The sequence below is a fragment of the Streptomyces sp. NPDC001410 genome, from assembly GCF_042895235.1.
Taxonomy (GTDB): Bacteria; Actinomycetota; Actinomycetes; order Streptomycetales; family Streptomycetaceae; genus Streptomyces.
Genome location: NZ_JBIAWE010000017.1, coordinates 1 through 19053 on the forward strand (window position 1 = coordinate 1; position 19053 = coordinate 19053).

The 19053-nt window shown below is 69.8% G+C and carries 22 protein-coding genes and 1 pseudogene; 11 read left to right on the forward strand and 12 right to left on the reverse strand.

Annotated features, from left to right (window positions below; all coding sequences use genetic code 11):
* The first annotated feature begins 127 nt into the window (after window positions 1–127).
* Complete coding sequence (locus ACFY3C_RS32340) at window positions 128–670, forward strand: hypothetical protein (protein ID WP_390773296.1); 543 nt, start codon at window positions 128–130, stop codon at window positions 668–670.
* A gap of 29 nt (window positions 671–699) precedes the next feature.
* On the opposite strand, the gene ACFY3C_RS32345 is transcribed toward ACFY3C_RS32340, so the two are convergent.
* Window positions 700–888, reverse strand: coding sequence for a hypothetical protein (locus ACFY3C_RS32345; protein ID WP_390773297.1), 189 nt, complete (start codon window positions 886–888; stop codon window positions 700–702).
* Between the two features lie 209 nt (window positions 889–1097).
* On the opposite strand from ACFY3C_RS32345, the pseudogene ACFY3C_RS32350 reads away from it, so the two are divergent.
* A pseudogene (locus ACFY3C_RS32350) lies at window positions 1098–1859 on the forward strand (transposase); the annotation flags it as partial.
* A 20-nt stretch (window positions 1860–1879) separates the two neighbouring features.
* Here ACFY3C_RS32350 and ACFY3C_RS32355 read toward each other — a convergent pair.
* Window positions 1880–2113, reverse strand: a complete 234-nt coding sequence (locus ACFY3C_RS32355; protein ID WP_390773298.1) for a hypothetical protein — start codon at window positions 2111–2113, stop codon at window positions 1880–1882.
* Between the two features lie 186 nt (window positions 2114–2299).
* Here ACFY3C_RS32355 and ACFY3C_RS32360 point away from each other — a divergent pair, with 186 nt between their 5' ends.
* Window positions 2300–3286: an SGNH/GDSL hydrolase family protein gene (locus ACFY3C_RS32360; RefSeq protein ID WP_390773299.1), complete on the forward strand. Its 987-nt coding sequence runs from the start codon at window positions 2300–2302 to the stop codon at window positions 3284–3286.
* Between the two features lie 680 nt (window positions 3287–3966).
* Here ACFY3C_RS32360 and ACFY3C_RS32365 read toward each other — a convergent pair.
* Window positions 3967–5202, reverse strand: coding sequence for a cytochrome P450 (locus ACFY3C_RS32365; protein ID WP_390773300.1), 1236 nt, complete (start codon window positions 5200–5202; stop codon window positions 3967–3969).
* A 230-nt stretch (window positions 5203–5432) separates the two neighbouring features.
* Here ACFY3C_RS32365 and ACFY3C_RS32370 point away from each other — a divergent pair, with 230 nt between their 5' ends.
* Window positions 5433–6602, forward strand: a complete 1170-nt coding sequence (locus tag ACFY3C_RS32370; protein WP_390773301.1) for a steroid 3-ketoacyl-CoA thiolase — start codon at window positions 5433–5435, stop codon at window positions 6600–6602.
* On the opposite strand, the gene ACFY3C_RS32375 is transcribed toward ACFY3C_RS32370, so the two are convergent.
* Window positions 6586–6768, reverse strand: a complete 183-nt coding sequence (locus ACFY3C_RS32375) for a DUF397 domain-containing protein (protein WP_389173908.1) — start codon at window positions 6766–6768, stop codon at window positions 6586–6588. The genes ACFY3C_RS32370 and ACFY3C_RS32375 overlap by 17 nt on opposite strands.
* Window positions 6749–7576 (reverse strand): helix-turn-helix domain-containing protein, encoded by an 828-nt coding sequence (locus ACFY3C_RS32380; protein ID WP_389173911.1) that lies wholly within the window; start codon window positions 7574–7576, stop codon window positions 6749–6751. Before ACFY3C_RS32380 ends, ACFY3C_RS32375 begins: the two co-directional genes overlap by 20 nt.
* A gap of 99 nt (window positions 7577–7675) precedes the next feature.
* Between ACFY3C_RS32380 and ACFY3C_RS32385 the strand changes: the two genes are divergently transcribed.
* From ACFY3C_RS32385 to ACFY3C_RS32400, 4 genes are all read left to right on the forward strand, one after another.
* On the forward strand, window positions 7676–8092 hold the full coding sequence (locus ACFY3C_RS32385) for an ATP-binding protein (protein ID WP_390773438.1): 417 nt from the start codon (window positions 7676–7678) through the stop codon (window positions 8090–8092).
* Window positions 8076–8804 carry a DUF6193 family natural product biosynthesis protein gene (locus ACFY3C_RS32390; RefSeq protein ID WP_390773302.1) on the forward strand — a complete coding sequence of 243 codons (729 nt, stop codon included), beginning with the start codon at window positions 8076–8078 and terminating at the stop codon, window positions 8802–8804. The genes ACFY3C_RS32385 and ACFY3C_RS32390 overlap by 17 nt, the downstream gene beginning before the upstream one ends.
* A 76-nt stretch (window positions 8805–8880) precedes the next feature.
* Complete coding sequence (locus tag ACFY3C_RS32395; RefSeq protein ID WP_390773303.1) at window positions 8881–10008, forward strand: DUF2330 domain-containing protein; 1128 nt, start codon at window positions 8881–8883, stop codon at window positions 10006–10008.
* A gap of 69 nt (window positions 10009–10077) precedes the next feature.
* Entirely contained in the window at window positions 10078–10749 is a 672-nt protein-coding gene (locus tag ACFY3C_RS32400) for an O-methyltransferase (RefSeq protein ID WP_386572237.1), read from the forward strand.
* 62 nt (window positions 10750–10811) lie between these two features.
* Here the strand turns inward: ACFY3C_RS32400 and ACFY3C_RS32405 are convergent, their stop codons facing one another.
* The gene (locus ACFY3C_RS32405) at window positions 10812–11204 is read right to left on the reverse strand and encodes a hypothetical protein (RefSeq protein WP_386572236.1); all 393 of its coding nucleotides are present in this window, start codon (window positions 11202–11204) and stop codon (window positions 10812–10814) included.
* Between the two features lie 121 nt (window positions 11205–11325).
* Between ACFY3C_RS32405 and ACFY3C_RS32410 the strand changes: the two genes are divergently transcribed.
* A complete protein-coding gene (locus tag ACFY3C_RS32410) occupies window positions 11326–11772 on the forward strand; it encodes a DUF1992 domain-containing protein (RefSeq protein ID WP_390773304.1) in 447 nt (148 codons plus the stop codon).
* Window positions 11773–11776: 4 nt separating this feature from the next.
* On the opposite strand, the gene ACFY3C_RS32415 is transcribed toward ACFY3C_RS32410, so the two are convergent.
* The 3 genes from ACFY3C_RS32415 to ACFY3C_RS32425 all read right to left on the reverse strand — a co-directional run bounded on the left by ACFY3C_RS32415 (window position 11777) and on the right by ACFY3C_RS32425 (window position 13532).
* Window positions 11777–12226, reverse strand: coding sequence for a hypothetical protein (locus ACFY3C_RS32415; protein WP_389173927.1), 450 nt, complete (start codon window positions 12224–12226; stop codon window positions 11777–11779).
* A gap of 65 nt (window positions 12227–12291) precedes the next feature.
* Window positions 12292–12711, reverse strand: coding sequence for a nuclear transport factor 2 family protein (locus tag ACFY3C_RS32420; RefSeq protein ID WP_390773305.1), 420 nt, complete (start codon window positions 12709–12711; stop codon window positions 12292–12294).
* 101 nt (window positions 12712–12812) lie between these two features.
* Window positions 12813–13532 (reverse strand): helix-turn-helix transcriptional regulator, encoded by a 720-nt coding sequence (locus tag ACFY3C_RS32425; RefSeq protein ID WP_390773306.1) that lies wholly within the window; start codon window positions 13530–13532, stop codon window positions 12813–12815.
* Between the two features lie 84 nt (window positions 13533–13616).
* On the opposite strand from ACFY3C_RS32425, the gene ACFY3C_RS32430 reads away from it, so the two are divergent.
* Window positions 13617–14135 carry a GNAT family N-acetyltransferase gene (locus ACFY3C_RS32430; RefSeq protein WP_390773307.1) on the forward strand — a complete coding sequence of 173 codons (519 nt, stop codon included), beginning with the start codon at window positions 13617–13619 and terminating at the stop codon, window positions 14133–14135.
* On the opposite strand, the gene ACFY3C_RS32435 is transcribed toward ACFY3C_RS32430, so the two are convergent.
* Window positions 14128–16167, reverse strand: coding sequence for a DHA2 family efflux MFS transporter permease subunit (locus ACFY3C_RS32435; protein WP_390773308.1), 2040 nt, complete (start codon window positions 16165–16167; stop codon window positions 14128–14130). The genes ACFY3C_RS32430 and ACFY3C_RS32435 overlap by 8 nt on opposite strands.
* A 161-nt stretch (window positions 16168–16328) precedes the next feature.
* Here ACFY3C_RS32435 and ACFY3C_RS32440 point away from each other — a divergent pair, with 161 nt between their 5' ends.
* Entirely contained in the window at window positions 16329–17294 is a 966-nt protein-coding gene (locus tag ACFY3C_RS32440) for a peptidoglycan-binding protein (protein WP_390773309.1), read from the forward strand.
* A gap of 194 nt (window positions 17295–17488) precedes the next feature.
* Here ACFY3C_RS32440 and ACFY3C_RS32445 read toward each other — a convergent pair whose 3' ends face one another.
* On the reverse strand, window positions 17489–18163 hold the full coding sequence (locus ACFY3C_RS32445; protein ID WP_390773310.1) for an HAD-IA family hydrolase: 675 nt from the start codon (window positions 18161–18163) through the stop codon (window positions 17489–17491).
* Window positions 18164–18308: 145 nt separating this feature from the next.
* A complete protein-coding gene (locus tag ACFY3C_RS32450) occupies window positions 18309–18890 on the reverse strand; it encodes a TMEM165/GDT1 family protein (protein ID WP_390773439.1) in 582 nt (193 codons plus the stop codon).
* Window positions 18891–19053: the final 163 nt, after the last annotated feature.

Below are 19053 nucleotides of genomic sequence, written 5' to 3' on the forward strand. Positions count from 1 at the left end.
ACGGAACCAACGCGGCTCCTGCGCCTGTGGGTTGAGACTTCGAACACCTCCCCCAACGGCACGGGAGCCTCGTGCGTTGCGCACCCCGTCGGCGTTACCCGATCAGTGGCCGTGCTGAAAACGCTCATTGACCGATCTGCATGCGTACGCCGACAAGCCGCAGCCTTACACCGTCAGCATCGGATTGCTCCAGCAGCCCGGCAATTACGATTTGAATCCGGGTGAAAAGCTCACACAAGAGAAAGTCATCGAATTGCCCACCAAGCTGTACCGGGCCGTCCAGATCACAAGCGAGGCTTATTTGCTGAGGAAGGACAGAATGACCTACAGCGCCACCCCGACCACCTATTATTCATGGTCCGGCAAGAGAGAAACAATTCCCAAGTGGGTCACGGATTACGCGGAGGCGGACGCCGGTTCCGACTACATCAGGTACCAGGTGCCAGTCCACTACAGCAATCAGATCCTGAACTTCACGAGAAGGTCCAGGCATATCACTGTGTGGTGGGTGCTGGGCAAGGAGAACAGAACTCCCATCACACCACTGGTCGCTGATCTGGAGACTCCGGGAGGAGAGCAGACGGAACCGACCTTTTCCGAATGGGAGCAGGAACGGGAGAAGTATGGATTCACCTATCTGATCAGCGGACCCACTGAGGCGGTCCTGTAGCCGACCGCCTCCGGAAGGCTGTGCCGACTTCAGTGTTTCCGCTGTGCGGTGCTGATCCGCTCGACCTGTTTACGCATCAGGTCGGCCGGGAACGAGGCGTGCTTGCCGAGGTCCTGTGCGCTGAAGGTGACGATGACGGAACCGACCCGGACGACGGTGTACTGGTAATGGTTGAGCCGCTTGTCCTCCGGCATGGGGATGGTGACCTCGTAACTCACGGCTTCGTCCCCCAGGCGGGGCGCCTTCTCGGGCGTCGACTCCGCCTTGAACGGGCCGACCCAGCCGGTGCCGGTGTAGGACCGGCAGGTCTTCAGACCGCCCTGGAGACGCCCGAAGGCCGCGACAGCCTTGCCCCCCTCATAGGACGCGAGGGTCGACGCCCCCGGCCAGATGCTGTCCTTCCAGTTGAAGATCTGCGAGATCCGCCTTCACCCGCTGGTCGATCCGCAAGCTGCTCGCCTACCTGCGCCGAGGTCACGGCCGGGTGATCCGCATCGGCCGCGAGGCCCTGCGCTGCCTGCTCGCTCGACGTGGCGTCACCTTCCAGCGCACCAAGACCTGGAAGGAGTCCACCGACCCCGCCGACGACGCCAAGCTCGACCGGATCGAGCACGTCCTGGAACACTTCCCCGATCGTACGTTCGCGTTCGACGAATTCGGCCCACTCGGCATCCGCCCCACCGCTGGGACCCGCTGGGCCGAGCAAGGCAAGCCAGACCGGCTCCCCACGACCTACCATCGCACCCACGGCGTCACGTACTTCCACGGCTGCCACTCGATCGGCGACGACAAGCTGTGGGGCGTCAACCGGCGCTGCAAGGGCACCGCGAACACCCCGGCCGCGCTCAAGTCGATCCGCGCAGCCCGCCCGGACGGCGCCCCGGTCTATGTGATCCTGGACAACCTCTCCGCCCACAACGGCAAGAAGATCCTCTGCTGGGCCAAGAACAACAACGTCCACCTGCGCTTCACCCCGACCAACGCCTCTTGGGCCAACCCGATCGAGGCCCACTTTGGACCGCTACGACAGTTCACGCTGGCGAACTCGAACCGCCCGAACCACACGGTCCAGACTCGCACGCTGCACGCCTGCCTGCGGTGGCACAACGCCAACGCCCGCCACCCCGACATCCTGGCCGCCCAGCGCAAGGAGCGCGCCCGCATCCGCAGCGAGAAGGGCCTGCGCTAGGCCGGCCGGCAGCTGCTTGATCAGTCGCTGACGTTGAGCGTCGCGTACTCCTTGACGCCGAGATCGGCCAGCACTCGAAGCCGGTCCAGTGCTGCATCCGGGGCCGGGCACATCTTGATCTCCAGGTCGAGATGGCAGCGTCCCATGACTGTGCCCACGCCTGTCTCACCATCGGAGCCGAACGCAGCCTCCAACGCCTCCTCGACCTCATCACGGTTGATCGGCAGGTGAGAGAGGACGATCTCAACGAACACGCCAGTCCTCAACTCCACCCCGGCGAACCATACCGGTCAGAACTGAGGGGCCTGTCGCACCTCCATGGCTGGAGCGCCACGGCGCCGACGCGATCACGACTCTGTCACGGATTGGCGGCCATAACAGACACACTTCTGTCACTGTGAGTCATTGGTCATCATCAGTCCGAAATCAAAGGAGTGCAGATGCCTTTCTCCGCGTTTTCCGCGCGCTTCTCGCGTGACCCGTGCGGTCGGCGCAGACGCCGCTCGCGGCTGATCGCCGGCGCGGCGCTGCTGGCCACCTCGCTGGTCACCGGATCGGCTTCCGCCACCGCGGCGACTGCGGACAGCGGGTACGGGCACACGCACTACTACCTCTCGCTGGGGAACTCGCTCGCCGCCGGATACCAGCCGGACGTCGGACACGACGTGCCCGGCGTGTCCTATGCGGACCAGCTCTACGCCCGCCTGAAGGCCAAGGATCCCAGCCTCGTCCACGTCAACCTCGCCTGCAGCGGCGAGACCACCACCACGATGATCAACGGCGGCGTCTGCACCTACAACGACGCCGCCTCGCAACTCGACGCCGCCGTCGCCTTCCTGAAACACCACCGCGACCGGGTCACCCTCGTCACCCTCGACATCGGCGCCAACGACGTCGATGGCTGCGTGACGGACGGAACGATCGACCAGACCTGCATCAACCAGGGCCTGGCCACGGTGGATCACAACATCCCGAGCATCACTCACGCGCTGCGCGCCGCCGGAGGACGGTACCCGCAGTACATCGGCATGACGTACTACGACCCGTTCCTCGCCGCATGGCTGACCGGCCCCAGCGGCCAGGCCCTGGCGAGAGTCTCCGTGCAGCTCACCGACACGTTCAACGACATCCTGGCCCGCGGGATGCACCAGAACCGCTTCCGCATCGCCGACGTGGCCCGCGCCTTCGAAACCGACCAGTTCAGCCCCCTGGTCAACCTACCGCCGTTCGGGGAGCTGCCGGTGAACGTGGCGAACATCTGCCGGCTGACCTGGGAATGCACCCCGTTCCACGACGTCCACGCCAACCCGCAGGGGCAGGCCGTCATCGCCACCGTCTTCCAGGACGTGCTCTTCCGCGACTCCAAGGTCCGCGACTTTGCCGCTGCGGCGAACCACACGAACATCAGCGCCGCGCAGAGCCGGTAGATCCAGCCCAGCGCGGACCGTACCAGACGCGGCCGAAGGTTGAGATGGACGGCTGCGGCCTGAGCAGCAGGGTGACGGGACCTCACGGGCGTGACACTCTCTGCCGCTTTGGACTGGGGCGGCCTGCTTTTGGGGCAGGCCGCCCCACGGCTAGTGCTTCGCCCCCTCCCAGCATCGCCGCAGCTCCTTGGGGAGAACTACTGGAACCCCAAGGTGTCTCAGCCCGCTGCTCTGGCGGTGATCCGGCCCATCTCGTCCTTGTTGAAGGCCCCTAGTGTCGCGCTAAGGGCGTAGCCCGCGGCACCGGCGGCAAGGGAGTCGGGGGCGGTGGCCAAGGCCTGCTCGAAGCCTCGCGGTCGCCGGGCAGCCCCTATCGGCTGAGCGCGGTGCGCAGCTCGTGCAGGATGGTCGGCCTGGGCGGGGCCGGGGGCCGGCTGCGGTCGGCCAGTCACCGGCTTGCTGGCCCGTTGGATGTCTCCTGCATCCAACCGGTTCTGGCCCCATCATCGCCAAGCCGGTGAACGTTCCCGGTCACAGCACTGGCGTCGTCACCGAACGGGAGTTTGAACGTGGGTACTTGTGACCTCGGGGGAGGCAGGAACCGGGCATAGGGACGGGATGTTCCTGCCTCCCTCGGGGTGGGCCGGCGGTGCCGGGAGCCGTCGGCCCCGATCGGTGGGTCAGGCCGTGGTGACCTGGAGTTCCTTGACGCCGTTGATCCAGGCCGAGCGCAGCCGGCGTGGGTCGCCGACCAGGCGGAGGTCCGGCATGGCGTCGGCTATCGCGGTGAAGATGAGGTCGATCTCCAGGACCGCCAGGGACTTGCCGAGGCAGAAGTGGGGGCCGCCACCGCCGAAGCCGAGGTGGGGGTTGGGGTCACGGGTGATGTCGAAGGCGTCGGGCGAGGCGAAGACCTCCGGGTCGTGGTTGGCGGAGGCGTAGAAGAGGCCCATCCGGTCGCCCTTCCGGATCTGCACACCGCCGAGTTCCGTGTCCTGGGTGGCCGTGCGCTGGAAGGAGTTGACCGGGGTCGCCCAGCGGACGATCTCCTCGGCCGTCGTCGCCGGGCGCTCGCGCTTGAAGAGGTCCCACTGGTCGGGGTGGGTGAGGAAGGCGTGCATGCCGTGGGTGATGGCGTTGCGGGTCGTCTCGTTGCCCGCCACCGCCAGCATCAGCACGAAGAAGCCGAACTCGTCGGAGTTCAGGTTGCCTTCGTCCTCCGCGGCCACCAGTGTCGTCACGATGTCGTGGGCCGGGCACTGCTTGCGCTCGGCGGCCATGTTCATCGCGTAGGCGATGATCTCGGTGGCCGACTGTGCGCCGACCTCCTCGGTGATCGCGTACTCGGGGTCGTCGTAGGCGATCATCTTGTTGGACCAGTCGAAGATCTTGGACCGGTCCTCCTGCGGTACGCCGATCAGCTCGGCGATGGCCTGCAAGGGCAGTTCGCAGGCGACCTCGGTGACGAAGTCGAAGGGCCCGGAGCGGGCGCGGGCCGACTCGACGATCGCCCCGGCGCGCGCCCGCAGGCGCTCCTCCAGAGCGCGGATGGAGCGGGGTGTGAAACCGCGCTGCACGATCTGGCGCACCCGGGTGTGCTCGGGCGGGTCCATGTTCAACAGGATCAGCCGCTGCGCGTCGATCGCGTCGCGTTCGATGTGCTCGTTGAAGCGGATGATCGCGGTATTGAGGGTCGAGGAGAAGATCTCGGGGTGCGTGGAGACGTACTTGACGTCCGCGTGCCGGGTCACGGCCCAGTAGCCGTCGTCGGCGAAGCCCGCCAGTCCGTGCGGCTGCGGGATCCAGCGGACCGGCTCGGTGCGGCGCAGCTCGGCGAACTCCGGGAAGGGCACACGGTGGTGCAGCAGGTCGGGGTCGGTGAAGTCGAACCCGTCGGGCAGCGCGGGACAGTGCATGGGCGACTCCCAGCCATCTGACGGCCCATCAGCAAGTGCCGTGAACGTAGTAACGGGTTCTAAAACTGGCAAGGGGTGCGGCACCCCCAATCCGTGCGGAGTTCGTGCAGATCGCGACTTCGGCACCTGCAAGACCCTTGCGGTGATGGACATCACGTCAGCAGACTGCACAGAGAACTAGAACGCGTACTAGTTCTGGAGGAGAGCCCTCTCGGAGAGGACCCGCACCCATGGCCGCCGAACCCGTGATCGTCGAAGCCGTACGCACCCCCATCGGCAAGCGCGGCGGCGCGCTCGCCAATCTGCACCCCGCCTACCTCCTGGGCGAGACCTACCGTGAACTCCTCGGCCGCACCGGTATGCCCGCCGACGCGGTCGAGCAGATCGTCGGCGGCACGGTCACCCACGCCGGCGAGCAGTCCATGAACCCCGCGCGCACCGCCTGGCTGACCATGGGGCTGCCGTACGAGACCGCGGCGACGACCGTCGACTGCCAGTGCGGCTCCTCGCAGCAGGCCTCGCACATGGTGGCCAACATGGTCGCGGCGGGCGTGATCGACGTGGGGATCAGCTGCGGCGTCGAGGCCATGTCGCGCGTACCGCTGGGCTCGGGCTCCAAGCACGGCCCGGGCAAGCCGTTCCCCGACGAGTGGAACGTCGACCTGCCCAACCAGTTCGAGGCGGCCGAGCGCATCGCCCGGCACCGGGGCCTGACGAGGGAGAACGTGGACTCGTTGGGACTGCTCTCGCAGGAGCGGGCGGCGCACGCCTGGGCGGAGGAACGCTTCAAGCGGGAGACCTTCGCCGTACAGGTGCCCACCACCGAGGAGGAGCAGCACGCCGGGCAGGGCATGTGGCGCCTTGTCGACAAGGACGAGGGGCTGCGGGACACGTCGATGGAGGCACTGGCGGGGCTGAAGCCCGTGATGCCGACGGCGGTTCACACGGCCGGCAACTCCTCACAGATCTCGGACGGCGCCGCGGCGATCATGTGGGCCTCCAAGCGGATGGCCCGCGCCCTGAAGCTGAAGCCGAGGGCGCGGATCGTGGCGCAGGCGCTGGTGGGTGCCGACCCGCACTTCCATCTGGACGGCCCGATCGACGCGACCAAGGCGGTGCTGGGCAAGGCCGGGATGTCCCTGAAGGACATCGACCTGGTCGAGATCAACGAGGCTTTCGCGTCGGTGGTGTTGAGCTGGGCTCAGGTGTTTGAGCAGGACCTGGAGAAGGTCAACGTGAACGGCGGTGGGATCGCCCTCGGGCATCCGGTCGGGGCGACGGGGGCCCGCCTGATCACCACGGCCCTGCACGAACTGGAGCGCACGGACAAGGAGTTCGCACTCATCACCATGTGCGCGGGCGGTGGGCTGGCTACGGGGACGATCATCCAGCGGCTGTAGTCCAACCGAGGAACGCGTTGAAGGCCTCGGGCCGGAAGTCGAGCCGCTGGCCCGTGGGATTCTTGGAGTCGCGTACGGCTACGGTGGCGCCGGGGAATTCGGCGACCTCTACACAGTTGCCGCCCTGGTCGCTGCTGTAGCTGGACTTACGCCAGTTGCTCTCCATAGCGGTCCTCCATCACGCGCCGGATCAACTCCGCCGAGTCCTTGAGGGATAGGGCGGCGGCCTGAAGATGATCGTAACGGAGCGAGCAGTCCTTGACGGTGTCCGGGTTTGCAGTCGGGTGCCCGCTGCCGTAGCCCTCCGTATAGACGATGGCTGGGTCACTGGCGTAGCGGTAGACATCGAACGAGCCTGTCATTCCTGCGTGCGCCCCGGCCTTGAACGGCAGCACCTGGACGTTGATCAGGGGGTTGTGCTCGAAGGACAAGAGGTGGGCCAGTTGCTCCCGCATGGTCTCGGGTCCGTCGATCTCCAGGTTCAGAGCCGCTTCGAAGAGGACCAGCCAGAAAACGGGCGGCTCCTCCTTCTCGAAGATGCGCTGTCGGTCCAGTCGTACGGCGGTACGGTCGTCGAGGTCGGTCTGGTCGAGCGCCCCGAGCACCGCCCGCGCGTATGCCCGCGTCTGCAGGAGACCAGGCACCATGCCCATCTCGAAGGAGTAGATCCCCGCTGCCCGCGCTTGGAGTTCCGCCACCTGCTGAAACCAGGCCGGAAGTTGACTTCGCATCACCAGCTCAACGAGGCGCGAAAATAACCCACCCGTCCCCAGCGCCGCGTCCACCCGTTCGCTGAACTCGGGCGTCGGTAGCTTCCGGGCCGTCTCCACCTGCCCCACCAGCGACCCCGTGTAATTGAGGATCTCCCCGAGCTGCCGCTGCGTCAGACCGGCCGCCTCTCTACAGCGGCGCAGCTCATAGCCGTAGTAATCGAGCGGTGAGGCGCCCGGGTCGAGGGTGTTGATGTTCACCATGCCAAGTCCCCTCTCGGACCCGTTGTGTTCAACCTGTAGCCCACCGTAGTGATCCGAGGTCAGTCTCGTCCCGTGAACTACCACTTCCCCCACTACCGCATGAGCCTGACCGTCAGCGAGCACTCGGTCCGCCACATCCGCCGTATCGTCCGCTCGCTGCTCGACGACTGGGAGCTGCCGGAGCTGACGTTCACCGTGGAATTGGGCGTGAGCGAACTGGTCACCAATGTCGTACGGCATGTGCCCGACCGCCGCTGCACCCTCGTCGTGGCGCGGCAGACAGTGGGAGTGCGGGCCGAAGTGACCGACGGCTCTGCTCGACTCCCCTGCCTGGAAGCCGAGTTGGACCAGGAATCGGAAGGCGGGCGGGGCCTGTGCCTGCTCGACGCCGTGGTCGACAAGTGGGGCGTGGCACCGAGCCCCGGCGGCGGGAAGACGGTCTGGTTCGAGTGCGGCGTCGGAGGGGGTCAGGAGTGGCGGCTCGGGCAGAATCAGAGCCATGCCCGCCTCACCTGATCCCACCGTCGCGGCTTGCGGCAGTCTCGCCACAGCACTTCGAGCCCAGGCGGAAGGCTGCCTCGACACCGTCCCCGTCACGGCCTCGATCTCTGATCCGTTGCGCTTCGCCAGCGTCGCAAGCGTCCTGCCGCACCGCGCGCCGCTGCAGATCAGTCCCTGGTCGCACGAACAGCAGTGGTCGATCCGCGGTGAGGAATCCTTCCAGGGAGTGCCCCTCATCGACGGCAGGACGGACGACCTGGCGCAGATCGCCAAGGCCGCCCGAGCGTGGCACGACGGGGCGGCCCTGAAGGACATCCGACAGGTGGCACCATTCGTGCACCTGACGGGCCGGTTCGAGGTGCCCGACAACGATCCCGCGCGCCTGACGGAATCCGAATGGCAGGGCATGCTCCAGCAAGCGGCCGATCTGGAGACCGCCTGGCAGGCGACGTACCAAAACCTGATCGAGGCGGCACACGCGGAGTCGGCGCTGCGCGCTCTCTACCCGTTCACGAGCCAGTGGGTACTGCGCTTCTCGACCACCACCCGCCCGGACCTGACCATCGTCGGACCGAGCCTGACCGCGAACGACGACACGTACGGAGTGGGCAGGGGGTTCATCACCCAGGACCTCGGCGTATTCGCCACCGCGCAAGAGGCCGTGGCAGTGGCAGTGCGTCGGCTGCCGTCCGGCCTCGGCCCAGTCACGCTCGGCACACACAGCTGAGTATCGACACAGCCCCGCGCCCCTCAGGGAGCTGCAACGCCGGAACCGATCACGTACCGGCACCGTCTGTAGCCCCGTGAAACGCGCCCGTCTGCTCTCCGTCGTCCTCGCGCTCCTCGGCATACAGCTCGGCTGGTTCATCGCCCCCGCATACGCCTGCGGATGCGGCGCGATGGTCCCCTACCCCTCGCAGCGGATCGCCGTCTCCAGCGAGCAGTCCGTGCTGCGCTGGGACGGGCGGCAGGAGCAGATCGTGATGCGGCTGACGGTCGGCGGGGACGCCGACCGGGCCGCCTGGATCATGCCGGTCCCGCACCGGGCGACGGTCCGCCTCGGTGACCCGGCCCTCTTCGGCCAGCTGGCCGCCGCCATGGCTCCGGTGCACCGCACCCGGTACCACTTCTGGCCGGAGAACGGCGACTGGCCCTTCGACAGCCACGACGAGGCCGGCGCCGCCGCGCCCCCCGCGGCGGACGGCGTCGGCGTGGTCGGCCGGCAGCGGCTGGGCCCGTTCGACGTGGCCCGGCTGACCGCGACCGACCCGGCGGCGCTGGACACCTGGCTGCACGAGCACGGTTTCACCTTCCCGGCCAGGCTGAGGACCGCACTGCAGCCGTACGTCGACCGGCACTGGGAGTACGTGGCCGTCCGGCTCGCCCCGAAGGCCTCGCGCACCCCCCTCTACGGCGCCCTCGACCCGCTCCACCTCACGTTCGCCAGCGACCGCGCGGTCTACCCGATGCGCCTGTCCCGCCTGGCCCGCACCCCGCAGTCCCTGGGCCTGTACGTCCTCGCCGCGCACCGTATGAAGACGCGCACGACGATCGGCGGGGAGCAGCCCGAGGTCGTCTTCGCGGGCCGCCTCGACAAGCCGGGCGGCACGCTGGGCACGCTCGCCAAGGGGACGCCGTACCTGACGGCCCTGACCCAGCAGTTCCCGGACCCGGCCCGGATCTCCGGCGACCACGAGCTGCGCCGCGCGGCCGTCGACACCCGGGTCCAGAAGGTCATCTACGAGGACCGGTTGCGCGAGGTGGCCGGGATCCCGGCGTGGCTGATCACCGTCGGTGGGGGGTTGCTGGGGTTGCTCGCGGCCCTCACCGTCGTCGCCCTGGTCGTCGTACGACGCTCGCGGCGGTCGGTGACTCCCCCGCCGCCCGCGCAGTCCCCGCCGACTTTGCCCCCGTCCGCGCCGATCGGCTGAGACGATGCAAGGTGAAGGTAAGAAGCCTCGGGAATCGACCCGAGGGACACTCGGGAAAGGCAGCAGGCGATGAGCGGGTCGCAGCTCTGGGACGACGTCGACTTCTACTTCAGCAGCCATCTCTCACCGGAGGACGATGTGCTCCAGGCGGCCCTGCGCGAGAGCGAGGCCGCGGGGTTGCCCCACATCAGTGTCACGGCCCCCCAGGGCAAGTTCCTCCAGTTGCTCGCCGAGATCCAGGGTGCCCGGCACATCCTGGAGATCGGCACGCTCGCCGGTTACAGCACGATCTGGCTGGCCCGCGCCCTGCCGGAGGACGGCAGACTGATCTCGCTGGAGTACAGCGCCAAGCACGCCGAGGTGGCGACGCGCAACATCGCCCGGGCGGGCCTGGACCGGATCGTGGAGGTGCGGGTGGGCCCGGCCCTGGAGTCGCTGCCCAAACTCGCCGACGAGAACCCGGCCCCCTTCGACCTGGTCTTCATCGACGCCGACAAGGCCAACAACCGGCACTACGTGGAGTGGGCGCTGCGGCTCTCCCGCGCGGGCAGCCTCATCGTCGTGGACAACGTGGTGCGCGGCGGCCGGATCGCCGACGCCGACAGCACCGAACCGGACATCGTCGGCACCCGGGCCGCCGTCGAACTGATCGCCGCCCACCCCAGGCTGACCGGCACCGCGGTCCAGACGGTGGGCAGCAAGGGGTACGACGGCTTCGCGCTGGCCCGAGTGCTGGGCTGACAGCCCGCAGGCCCTTGCGGGACCCAGGCTCTTGCGGGACCCGGGCTCTTGCGGGACGGGGCTCACGCCTCGTGGAAGAAGCCCACGTTGATGCTGCGCGGCGCGGTGCGGTCCTGCACTATGACCTCGCCGGAGCCGCCGCGCGGCAGCGTCACGACCCCGCCGTAGGCGATGGTCTGCGCGTACTCCCCGACGATCAGCCGGACTTCGGCGGACGGCTCGGCCTGCGAGCCGCGCAGCCAGGACAGTTGCCAGCCGCCGTCGGGGCCGCACAGGAACTCCAGGTGGACCCGGGAGACGAACAGCCAGTCGTCGGGCGTGACCAGCCGGCACACGGACGCGTCCCGGCCCACCCGGAGCACGGCGCCCGGCTCGCTGGGCGCGTCGGCCATCGTCATGCCGGCCGTGGCGCCCGCGTCGGCCCCGGAGACGGTGGCCATGGTCAGTTCGAGCACGTGCGTTCCCCCTGGAGGACCTGAAGAAGCTGAGACGTCGGAAACGTCTTGTGCGGTGACTGTGTGCACCGCCGCCGCATGATAAAACGCCCGGCCGGGTCGCGTCCGGCACAATGGGTTCATGACCGAGCGAAAGCCACCGGGTGTCCCGTTCGAGTCCTGGGTCGATCACCAGATCCGTGTCGCCCAGCAGCGGGGTGAGTTCGATCATCTGCCGGGCGCGGGCGAGCCGCTGCCCGCCGGCGTCGACTCCACGTACGACGAACTGTGGTGGGTCAAGCGGAAGATGGCCCGCGAGGGTCTTGCGGTGCTGCCGCCGGCGCTGGCGCTGCGCAAGGAGGCCGAGGACGCGCTCGCGGCGGCCTACGCGGCACCCTCGGAACGGATCGTCCGGAAGATCATCACCGACGTCAACGTGAAGATCCGCGACATGATGTTCAAGCCGCCGCCCGGCCCGCCGCTGGGCAAGAAGCCGTACGACGTCGAGGAGGTCGTACGGGAGTGGCGGCAGCGGAGGGCTGCCGCCACGGAGGACGTCTCGGGGGACGTTCCGGGCTCGCACGGGTAGCCGGTCAGAAGTGCAGCAGGCGTCCGGCCAGCTCCTCGTAGTCCCGCAGGGCCAGGCGCAGCTGCTCGGTGTCGCTCTCCACCCCCTCCTGCCAGGACATGCGCAGGGTTCGGCGGCGCCGCGTCACGGCCTCGGTGAACCGTGTGGCGATCTCCTCCAGCTCCCGGTCGGCCTCCTCGACCGCGGTGCGCGGCGCGTCCACGAACCCGGCCGCCGTCTGCAGCAGCCGCCGCTCCCACTGCTCCCGCTCCTCGTGCGGCAGCAGCGGGACGCGCAGCGCCATGCCCTCCGGGCCGGGCGGCGCCGGCCAGGCGTCCGCCGCCCGGCCCTCCGTCGTCGCCGCCTCGCGTGCGGTGATCCCACCCGGGGAGGGCACGCCGAGCCCGTCCTCGGGCATCTCGTCGTCCATGGCGGGTGCGGGCCGCACGGGCCCGGTCTCCCAGTCCTTGACCATGGCCCACCTCTCCTTCGGCCGGTTCTCCCCCCGGGTGACCCCGGCGGGCGGGCCACAAACGGCCGTCAGGACGCGAAGCGGCGCAGCCCGGTCACCGACCACACGGTCGCGATGCGCCCGTCCGCCACCTCGATCAGGTCGATGCCGCTCTTGTCGGCCCCGTCCGGCCCGGTCACGTACCAGCGGACGGCGGCCTGCCCCAGCCCGCCGTCCACCAGCGCGGTCCCGTCGACGACGAACCGCAGCCCGGGCTTCTGCGTGCGGAAGGCGGAGATGAAGGCGACGATGCCGGTCGGGCCGTGGATCTCGTCGGTGGCCGCGTTCTCGGGGTCGTTGCCGAAGCGGATGCGGAAGTCGGGCGCGAGGAAGGCCTCCGGGTCGCTGAAGTCGCCGTTCCACAGGGCGGTCCAGCGGTCGAAGAGGGTGCTGCCGAGGGCGGGGGTGAGGGTGCCGGCCGTCGGGGTCGGGGATGCCGTGGTCGTCATTTCTGGTGTCTCCGGTATTGGTCGTCGGTATTGGTCGTCGCTGATCGGAACGGGCACCAGCCTCCGCCTCCCCCGCGACACCCTCCTGTCGGTGATTGCCGTCACATTCCCAGCTCGCCGAGGGGGACGAGGTCCGAGCCGAGGGTGTCGAGCGCGGCCAGGTCGACGGCGCGCTCCGGGGCCCGCTCGTCGAGCCCCGCGACCGTACGGATGCGGTCGAGGCGGAAGCCGCGCGGGGCGTCCCGCAGCCGGCACCAGGCGGCCAGGTACCAGTGCTCCTCGCCGCCGAGGAAGGCGAGCGGTTCGACGTCGCGGGCGGTGGCGGCGCCCGCCGCGTCGGCGTACTGCAGGCGCAGCACCTTCCCCGCCGACAGCGCCTCCCGCAGCGCGGCGGGCACCACCGGCTCGGCGCTCCGGGCCGGGCGCGCGGCCGGTACGAGCAGCCGCACCCGCCCGGCCAGCTGCGCCGCCGCCCGCCGCTCCCGGCCGGGCATCACGGCCAGCACCTTGTGCAGCGCGCTGCGCGCGTCCGCCGCGAACGGCGTCCCGGCGAGGGCGTGCAGCCCGACGGCCAGGGCGGTCGCCTCGGCCGGGGTGATGGTCAGCGGGGGCAGGGTGCGCTCCCGGTCGAGCACGTACCCGCCGGTGCGGCCCGGCTCGGCGTGGATCGGTACCCCGGACTGCTGCAGCGCCAGCAGGTCGCGCTCGATGGTGCGGACGCTGACCTCGAAGCGCCGGGCCAGCGCGCGGGCGCTGCGCGGGCGGGGTGCGGCGGCGCGCAGCTCCTCGACCAGGGCGTAGAGACGGTCGGTTCGGTTCACGACAAACAGTCTCCGCACGCAGGTGCCGGACTCGCCGCAGGTCACGCATATTCGCTTGCGGAGGGTCCGCGACGGCGCCCGAGAATGGCTCGCATGACCTGGACGATCGCCCCGGAACCGTACGACTGCCCGGCCGCCGCCGCACTGTGGCGGGCGTACTACACGGAGGTCAGCGACCGCTGGTACCTCCTGCACGAGGGGCACCGCACCGACCCGGACGAGCTGGAGCGCGAGGTCGCGGCCCGGACGGGTGCCGAACTCGCGCCGCCCACCGGGCAGTTGCTGATCGCCCGGTACGACGGTGCGCCGGCCGGCTCGGCGGGCGTACGGCTGCTCGACGCGGACACGGCCGAACTCACCCGGGTGTTCGTGTACGAGGCGATGCGCGGCCGGGGCGGCGCCGCGCTCCTGGTCGGCGCCGCCGAGGAGGCCGCCCGCGCGCTGGGCGCCCGGCAGCTGCTCCTCGACACCCGCAGCGACCTGGTGGAGGCCCGCGCCCTGTACGCCCGTCTCGGCTACACGGAGACCGGGCCCCACAACGACGGCCAGTACGCCGAACACTGGTTCCGCAAGGACCTGTCGGCCCCCGAGACCGTCAACTGAGCCTGGTCGAAGCCCCGTCGCGGGGCCGCTCGCGCTCCGAGCCGCACAGTTCGCCGGTGAGTTCCTTCACCAGCTGGACCAGGTCGGTGGAGCGGCCCGGCTGCCACCAGTCGCCGAGCAGCTCGGCCAGGGACTCCTCGCGGGCCTTGGCGAGCCGTTCGGCGGCCTCGCGGCCGGACTCGGTGAGGGTCAGGTCCAGGCCTTGGCGGTCGACCAGGTGCCGCTCCTCCAGCTGGCGTTCTGCGGCGAGGACGGCCTGCATCGGGACGTCCGTGCGCTCGGCGAGCTGCCCCGGCTCCACCGAGCCGTACCTGCGGATGCGCAGCAGCATCCAGCTGGCGGCGGGCAGCAGGTCGTACCCGGCCCGCTCGGTGATCTTCCGGTAGATCTCGCGGCGTCCGTCGCGGGTGCCGAGCACGGACAGCGCGCGGCACACCTCGTCGTAGGAGGAGCGCTCGACCGGGTTGGGCGCGATGGTCTCGGAGACGTCCGGCGCGGTGACCGAGCCGCGCAGCCGGTCCTCCTTCAGGAACCACGCCAGCACGAAGCCGAGGAAGGCGACCGGGGCGGCGTACAGGAAGACGTCGGTGATGGAGGACGAGAAGGCGTCCAGGGCGGCCGGGCGCAGCGAGGCCGGCAGGGCGGCGATGCCGCGCGGGTCGGACTGGAGCGCGTCGGCCGAGACACCGGGCGGCAGCCGCACGCCCCGGAAGGCGGCGGCGAGACTGTCGCCGAGACGGCTCGCGAAGACGGTGCCGAAGATGGCGACGCCGAAGGAGGCCCCGATGGAGCGGAAGAACGTGGCGCCGGAGGTGGCGACGCCCAGGTCCTCGTACGAGACCGCGTTCTGCACGATGAGGATGAGGACCTGCATGACCAGACCGAGGCCCAGGCCGAACACGAAGAAGTAGACGCTCATCACGGCGGTCGAGCTGTGCGCGTCCAGCCGGTGCAGCAGGAGCAGGCCGATGGCGGTGACGGCGGTGCCCGTGACCGGGAAGACCTTCCAGCGGCCGGTGCGGCTGACGATCTGCCCGGAGGCGGTCGAGGACAGCAGCAGGCCGATCACCATCGGCAGCATGTGCACGCCGGACATGGTCGGCGAGATGCCGTGCACGACCTGGAGGAAGGTCGGCAGATAGGTCATCGCGCCGAACATGGCGAAGCCGACGATGAAGCTGATGACGGCGGCGAGGGTGAAGGTGCGGATGCGGAACAGCCCCAGCGGCAGGACGGGTTCGGCGGCCCGCCGCTCGACGGCGACGAACAGGGCGGCGAGGACGACGCCCAGCACGGCGAGCCCGATGATCTGCGGGGAGCCCCACGCCCACGTCGTACCGCCGAGGGAAGCGACCAGCACCAGGCAGGTGGCGACCGCGGCGATCAGGAACGTGCCGAGGTAGTCGATGACGTGGTGCGCGGCCCGGCGCGGGATGCGCAGGGCGGTGGCGATCACGGCGAGGGCGACGACGCCGACGGGCAGGTTGACGTAGAACACCCAGCGCCAGCTCAGGTGCTCGGTGAACAGCCCGCCGAGCAGCGGCCCGAGCACACTGGTCGCACCGAACACGGCACCGAACAGCCCCTGGTAGCGCCCGCGTTCACGCGGCGGCACGATGTCGCCCACGATCGCCATCGACAGCACCATCAGCCCGCCGCCGCCCAGCCCCTGCAGCGCCCGGAAGCCGATCAGCTGCGGCATGTTCTGCGCCATGCCGCACAGCGCGGACCCGATGAGGAAGATCACGATCGCGGTCTGGAACAGCTTCTTGCGCCCGTACTGGTCACCGAGCTTGCCCCACAGCGGGGTGGCGGCGGTCGAGGCGAGCAGATAGGCGGTGACGACCCATGACAGATGTTCCAGCCCGCCCAGGTCGCTGACGATGGTGGGCAGCGCGGTCGACACGATGGTCTGGTCGAGCGCGGCGAGCAGCAGTCCGAGCAGGAGGGCACCGATCGAGACGAGGACGTTGCCGGAGACCTGCTCGGCGGCCTTCATCTCCTTCGCCGTACCGTGCGTTTCCAGGGTCATGGAGACCTCCCGGGGCTCGGGGACTCCTACCATCCTCGGCGGTGTGGCCGTTTATGGCCTGTTGAGGTCCCTCTGTGGCCGGTTTGCCGCGTGTCCCGGTTCGGTGGATGTGGAGGAGGTCTGCATAAACTCGGGAGTTCCCGAGGGGAGGGGACTTACGCGTGACGGAACCGACGGGCCACACCTGCCCGGAATGCGGGGCGCCGAGGGGGGCGGACAACACCCCGTCCTGCGACTGCACCCAGCGGGCGTCGGACGCCCTGCGCGAGGCGCGTACGGCGCAGGCGGCAGCGGCGGAGGACTTCAACCCGCTGCGCATCCGCCCGTATGTCGAGGTCGCGGGTGCGGACGCGGGCGCGGGCGCGGGCGCGGGTGCCTCCGACGAGGGTTCGGCGGCGCAGACGCACCCGGTGCCGGCGGTCGAGGCCACTCTTCCGCTGCGTCCGATGCCCGGCGCGAGCACCGCCGACCTGAGCCTCTTCGAGCAGGAGCCACCTGACGAGCCCGAGGCGAGCCCGGCGGACGACGCACCCCCGCGTCGTTCCCGCCGTACGGTTCTGCTGTCCGTCGCCGGTGCGGCAATCGCGGTCGTGGCGGCGGCCGGTATGGCGAGCGGGCTGTTCTCGTACCACCCGCCGGCCCGGGACCGGGCGGCTCAGGAGGTACGCCCGAGCGTCCCCGACACGACGACACCGAGCACCTCGTCGGCCCCCGCGGCGCCTGTCTCGCCCCGTCCTTCCTCACCACCCGCGTCCCCGTCACTGGACCCGACCCCGACCCCGACGGCCACGTCCGCTTCCCCGACCCCGACCTCCACTCGCTCCCACAGCCCGTCCCCCTCCGCCTCCCCCACCCCCTCGGCGACGACCATGGGCACCCCGAACGCGGCGCCCACCGGCTCCGTGCCGGTGCTGCAGCGTGGCGACAAGGGTCCGGAGGTCACTGAACTCCAGCTCCGCCTGCAGCAGTTGAACCTCTACAACGACGAGGTGAACGGCGTCTTCGCCCGCCCCGTGGAGGACGCGGTACGCACGTACCAGTGGGCCCGGGGTCTTACGGACGACCCACTCGGCGTGTACGGGCCGACTACGCGGGAGAGCCTGGAGTCGGAAACGACGAAGCCGTGACCCTCTCAAGCCGGTCCAACGGAGTTCCCCCACCGTCCCAGGGGGCTCCGCCCCCTGGACCCCCGACCTATGCCCACCCACCACCCGACTCGGTGGGTCGAAAAGGGTTCAGGGAGCGGAGCCCCCTGGCGGGGTCGAAGGGGCGGAGCCCCTGGGGATGGGACGGGTAGGGGCGGCGGGGGCGAGAAACCCGCTTATCCCACGTGCAGACGGACGGAGCCGTCCCCCACGACCTCGACCCGCACCTGAGTGAGGTCCCGTACGACGACATCGGGCCCGTGGGCGCCGGCCCGCGGTCCTACCCCCACGACCCGCATCCCAGCAGCGCGCCCCGCCGCGATACCGGCACCCGAGTCCTCGAAGACCACACACTCCCCGGGATCGATCCCCAGCTCGGCAGCCCCCTTCAGGAAGCCCTCGGGGTCGGGCTTGCTCGCGCCGACCGACTCGGCCGTGATGCGCACCTCGGGCAGCGGCAGCCCGGCGGCGGCCATACGCGCGGTGGACAGGGCGACATCGGCGGAGGTGACCAGCGCGTGCGGCACACCCCGCAGCGAGGCAAGGAACGCAGCCGCACCAGGAACCTCGACCACACCCTCCACGTCGGCGGTCTCCTCCGCGAGCATGCTGGCGTTGTCGGCGAGGTTCTGCTCCACCGGCCGGTCGGGCAGCAGCACCGCCATCGAGGCGTGGCCCTGCCGCCCGTGGACGACCTTCATGACCTCGTCGCCGTCCAGCCCGTGCCGCTCGGCCCAGCGCCGCCAGATGCGCTCGACCACGGCGTCCGAGTTGACGAGGGTGCCGTCCATGTCGAGCAGGAGGGCGCGGGCGGTGAGGGCGGTGGGGGTGATGGGGGCGATGGCCGGCATCGGCAGCTCCAAAGGGGAGAACGGGACAAGGCGGCCCCGCCCGCCGGTCAGGGAAAACGGGCGGGAGCCACTTTGTTCCTCCACGGTACAAAACATGCCCCGGGTCCGCCACCGCCTCCGGCGAGCGTTCACCGACCGTTCAAGCTCAGCCCGCCACGGCCTCGTACAGGCTCCACACACCGAGCCCCAGCATCAGCAGGGCCGCGATCTGTGTGATCAGCCGCAGCGGCACCCGCTTCATCAGGGCCTTTCCGCCGACGATGCCGAGCCCGGCCACCGCCCACAGACCCAGGACCGCGCCGAGGCCGACGGAGACGGGGGCGTCGTAACGGGCGGCGAGGTTGGCGGTCATGATCTGGGTGAGGTCCCCGAACTCGGCGACGAGGATGAGCATGAAACCCGTGCCCGCGACCTTCCAGAAGGACTGGTCGGCCGGCTTGCGGATCTCCTCCTCGTCCTCGTCCTTCTTCATCAGCAGCATCGCGGCGCCGCCGAGGAAGAGGACACCGGTGATCGCGTGCACGATCTGCTGGGGCAGCAGGGTCAGCACGCTGCCGGCCGCGACGGCGAGCAGGACGTGCAGCAGGAAGGCGGCGGCAACGCCCGCGAAGACGTACGAGGCGCGGTAGCGGGTGCCGAGGACGAGGCCGGCGAGCGCGGTCTTGTCCGGCAGTTCGGCAAGGAAGATGACGCCGAACACGAGCGCCGTCACGGTGATGCTGATCAACATTCCTCAATCGGTCGGGGAGCTGCCCCGCCGAGAGTGCTGGACCTCACATGAGACACCTCGGCATGGCAGCACACTCGGCGCCCATGCCGTGGGGCACGGGCGTGCACTGCTTGCCGAAGGTCTCGCTGGGCGGTCCTGGAAGGACCCGCCTCCGGGCGCC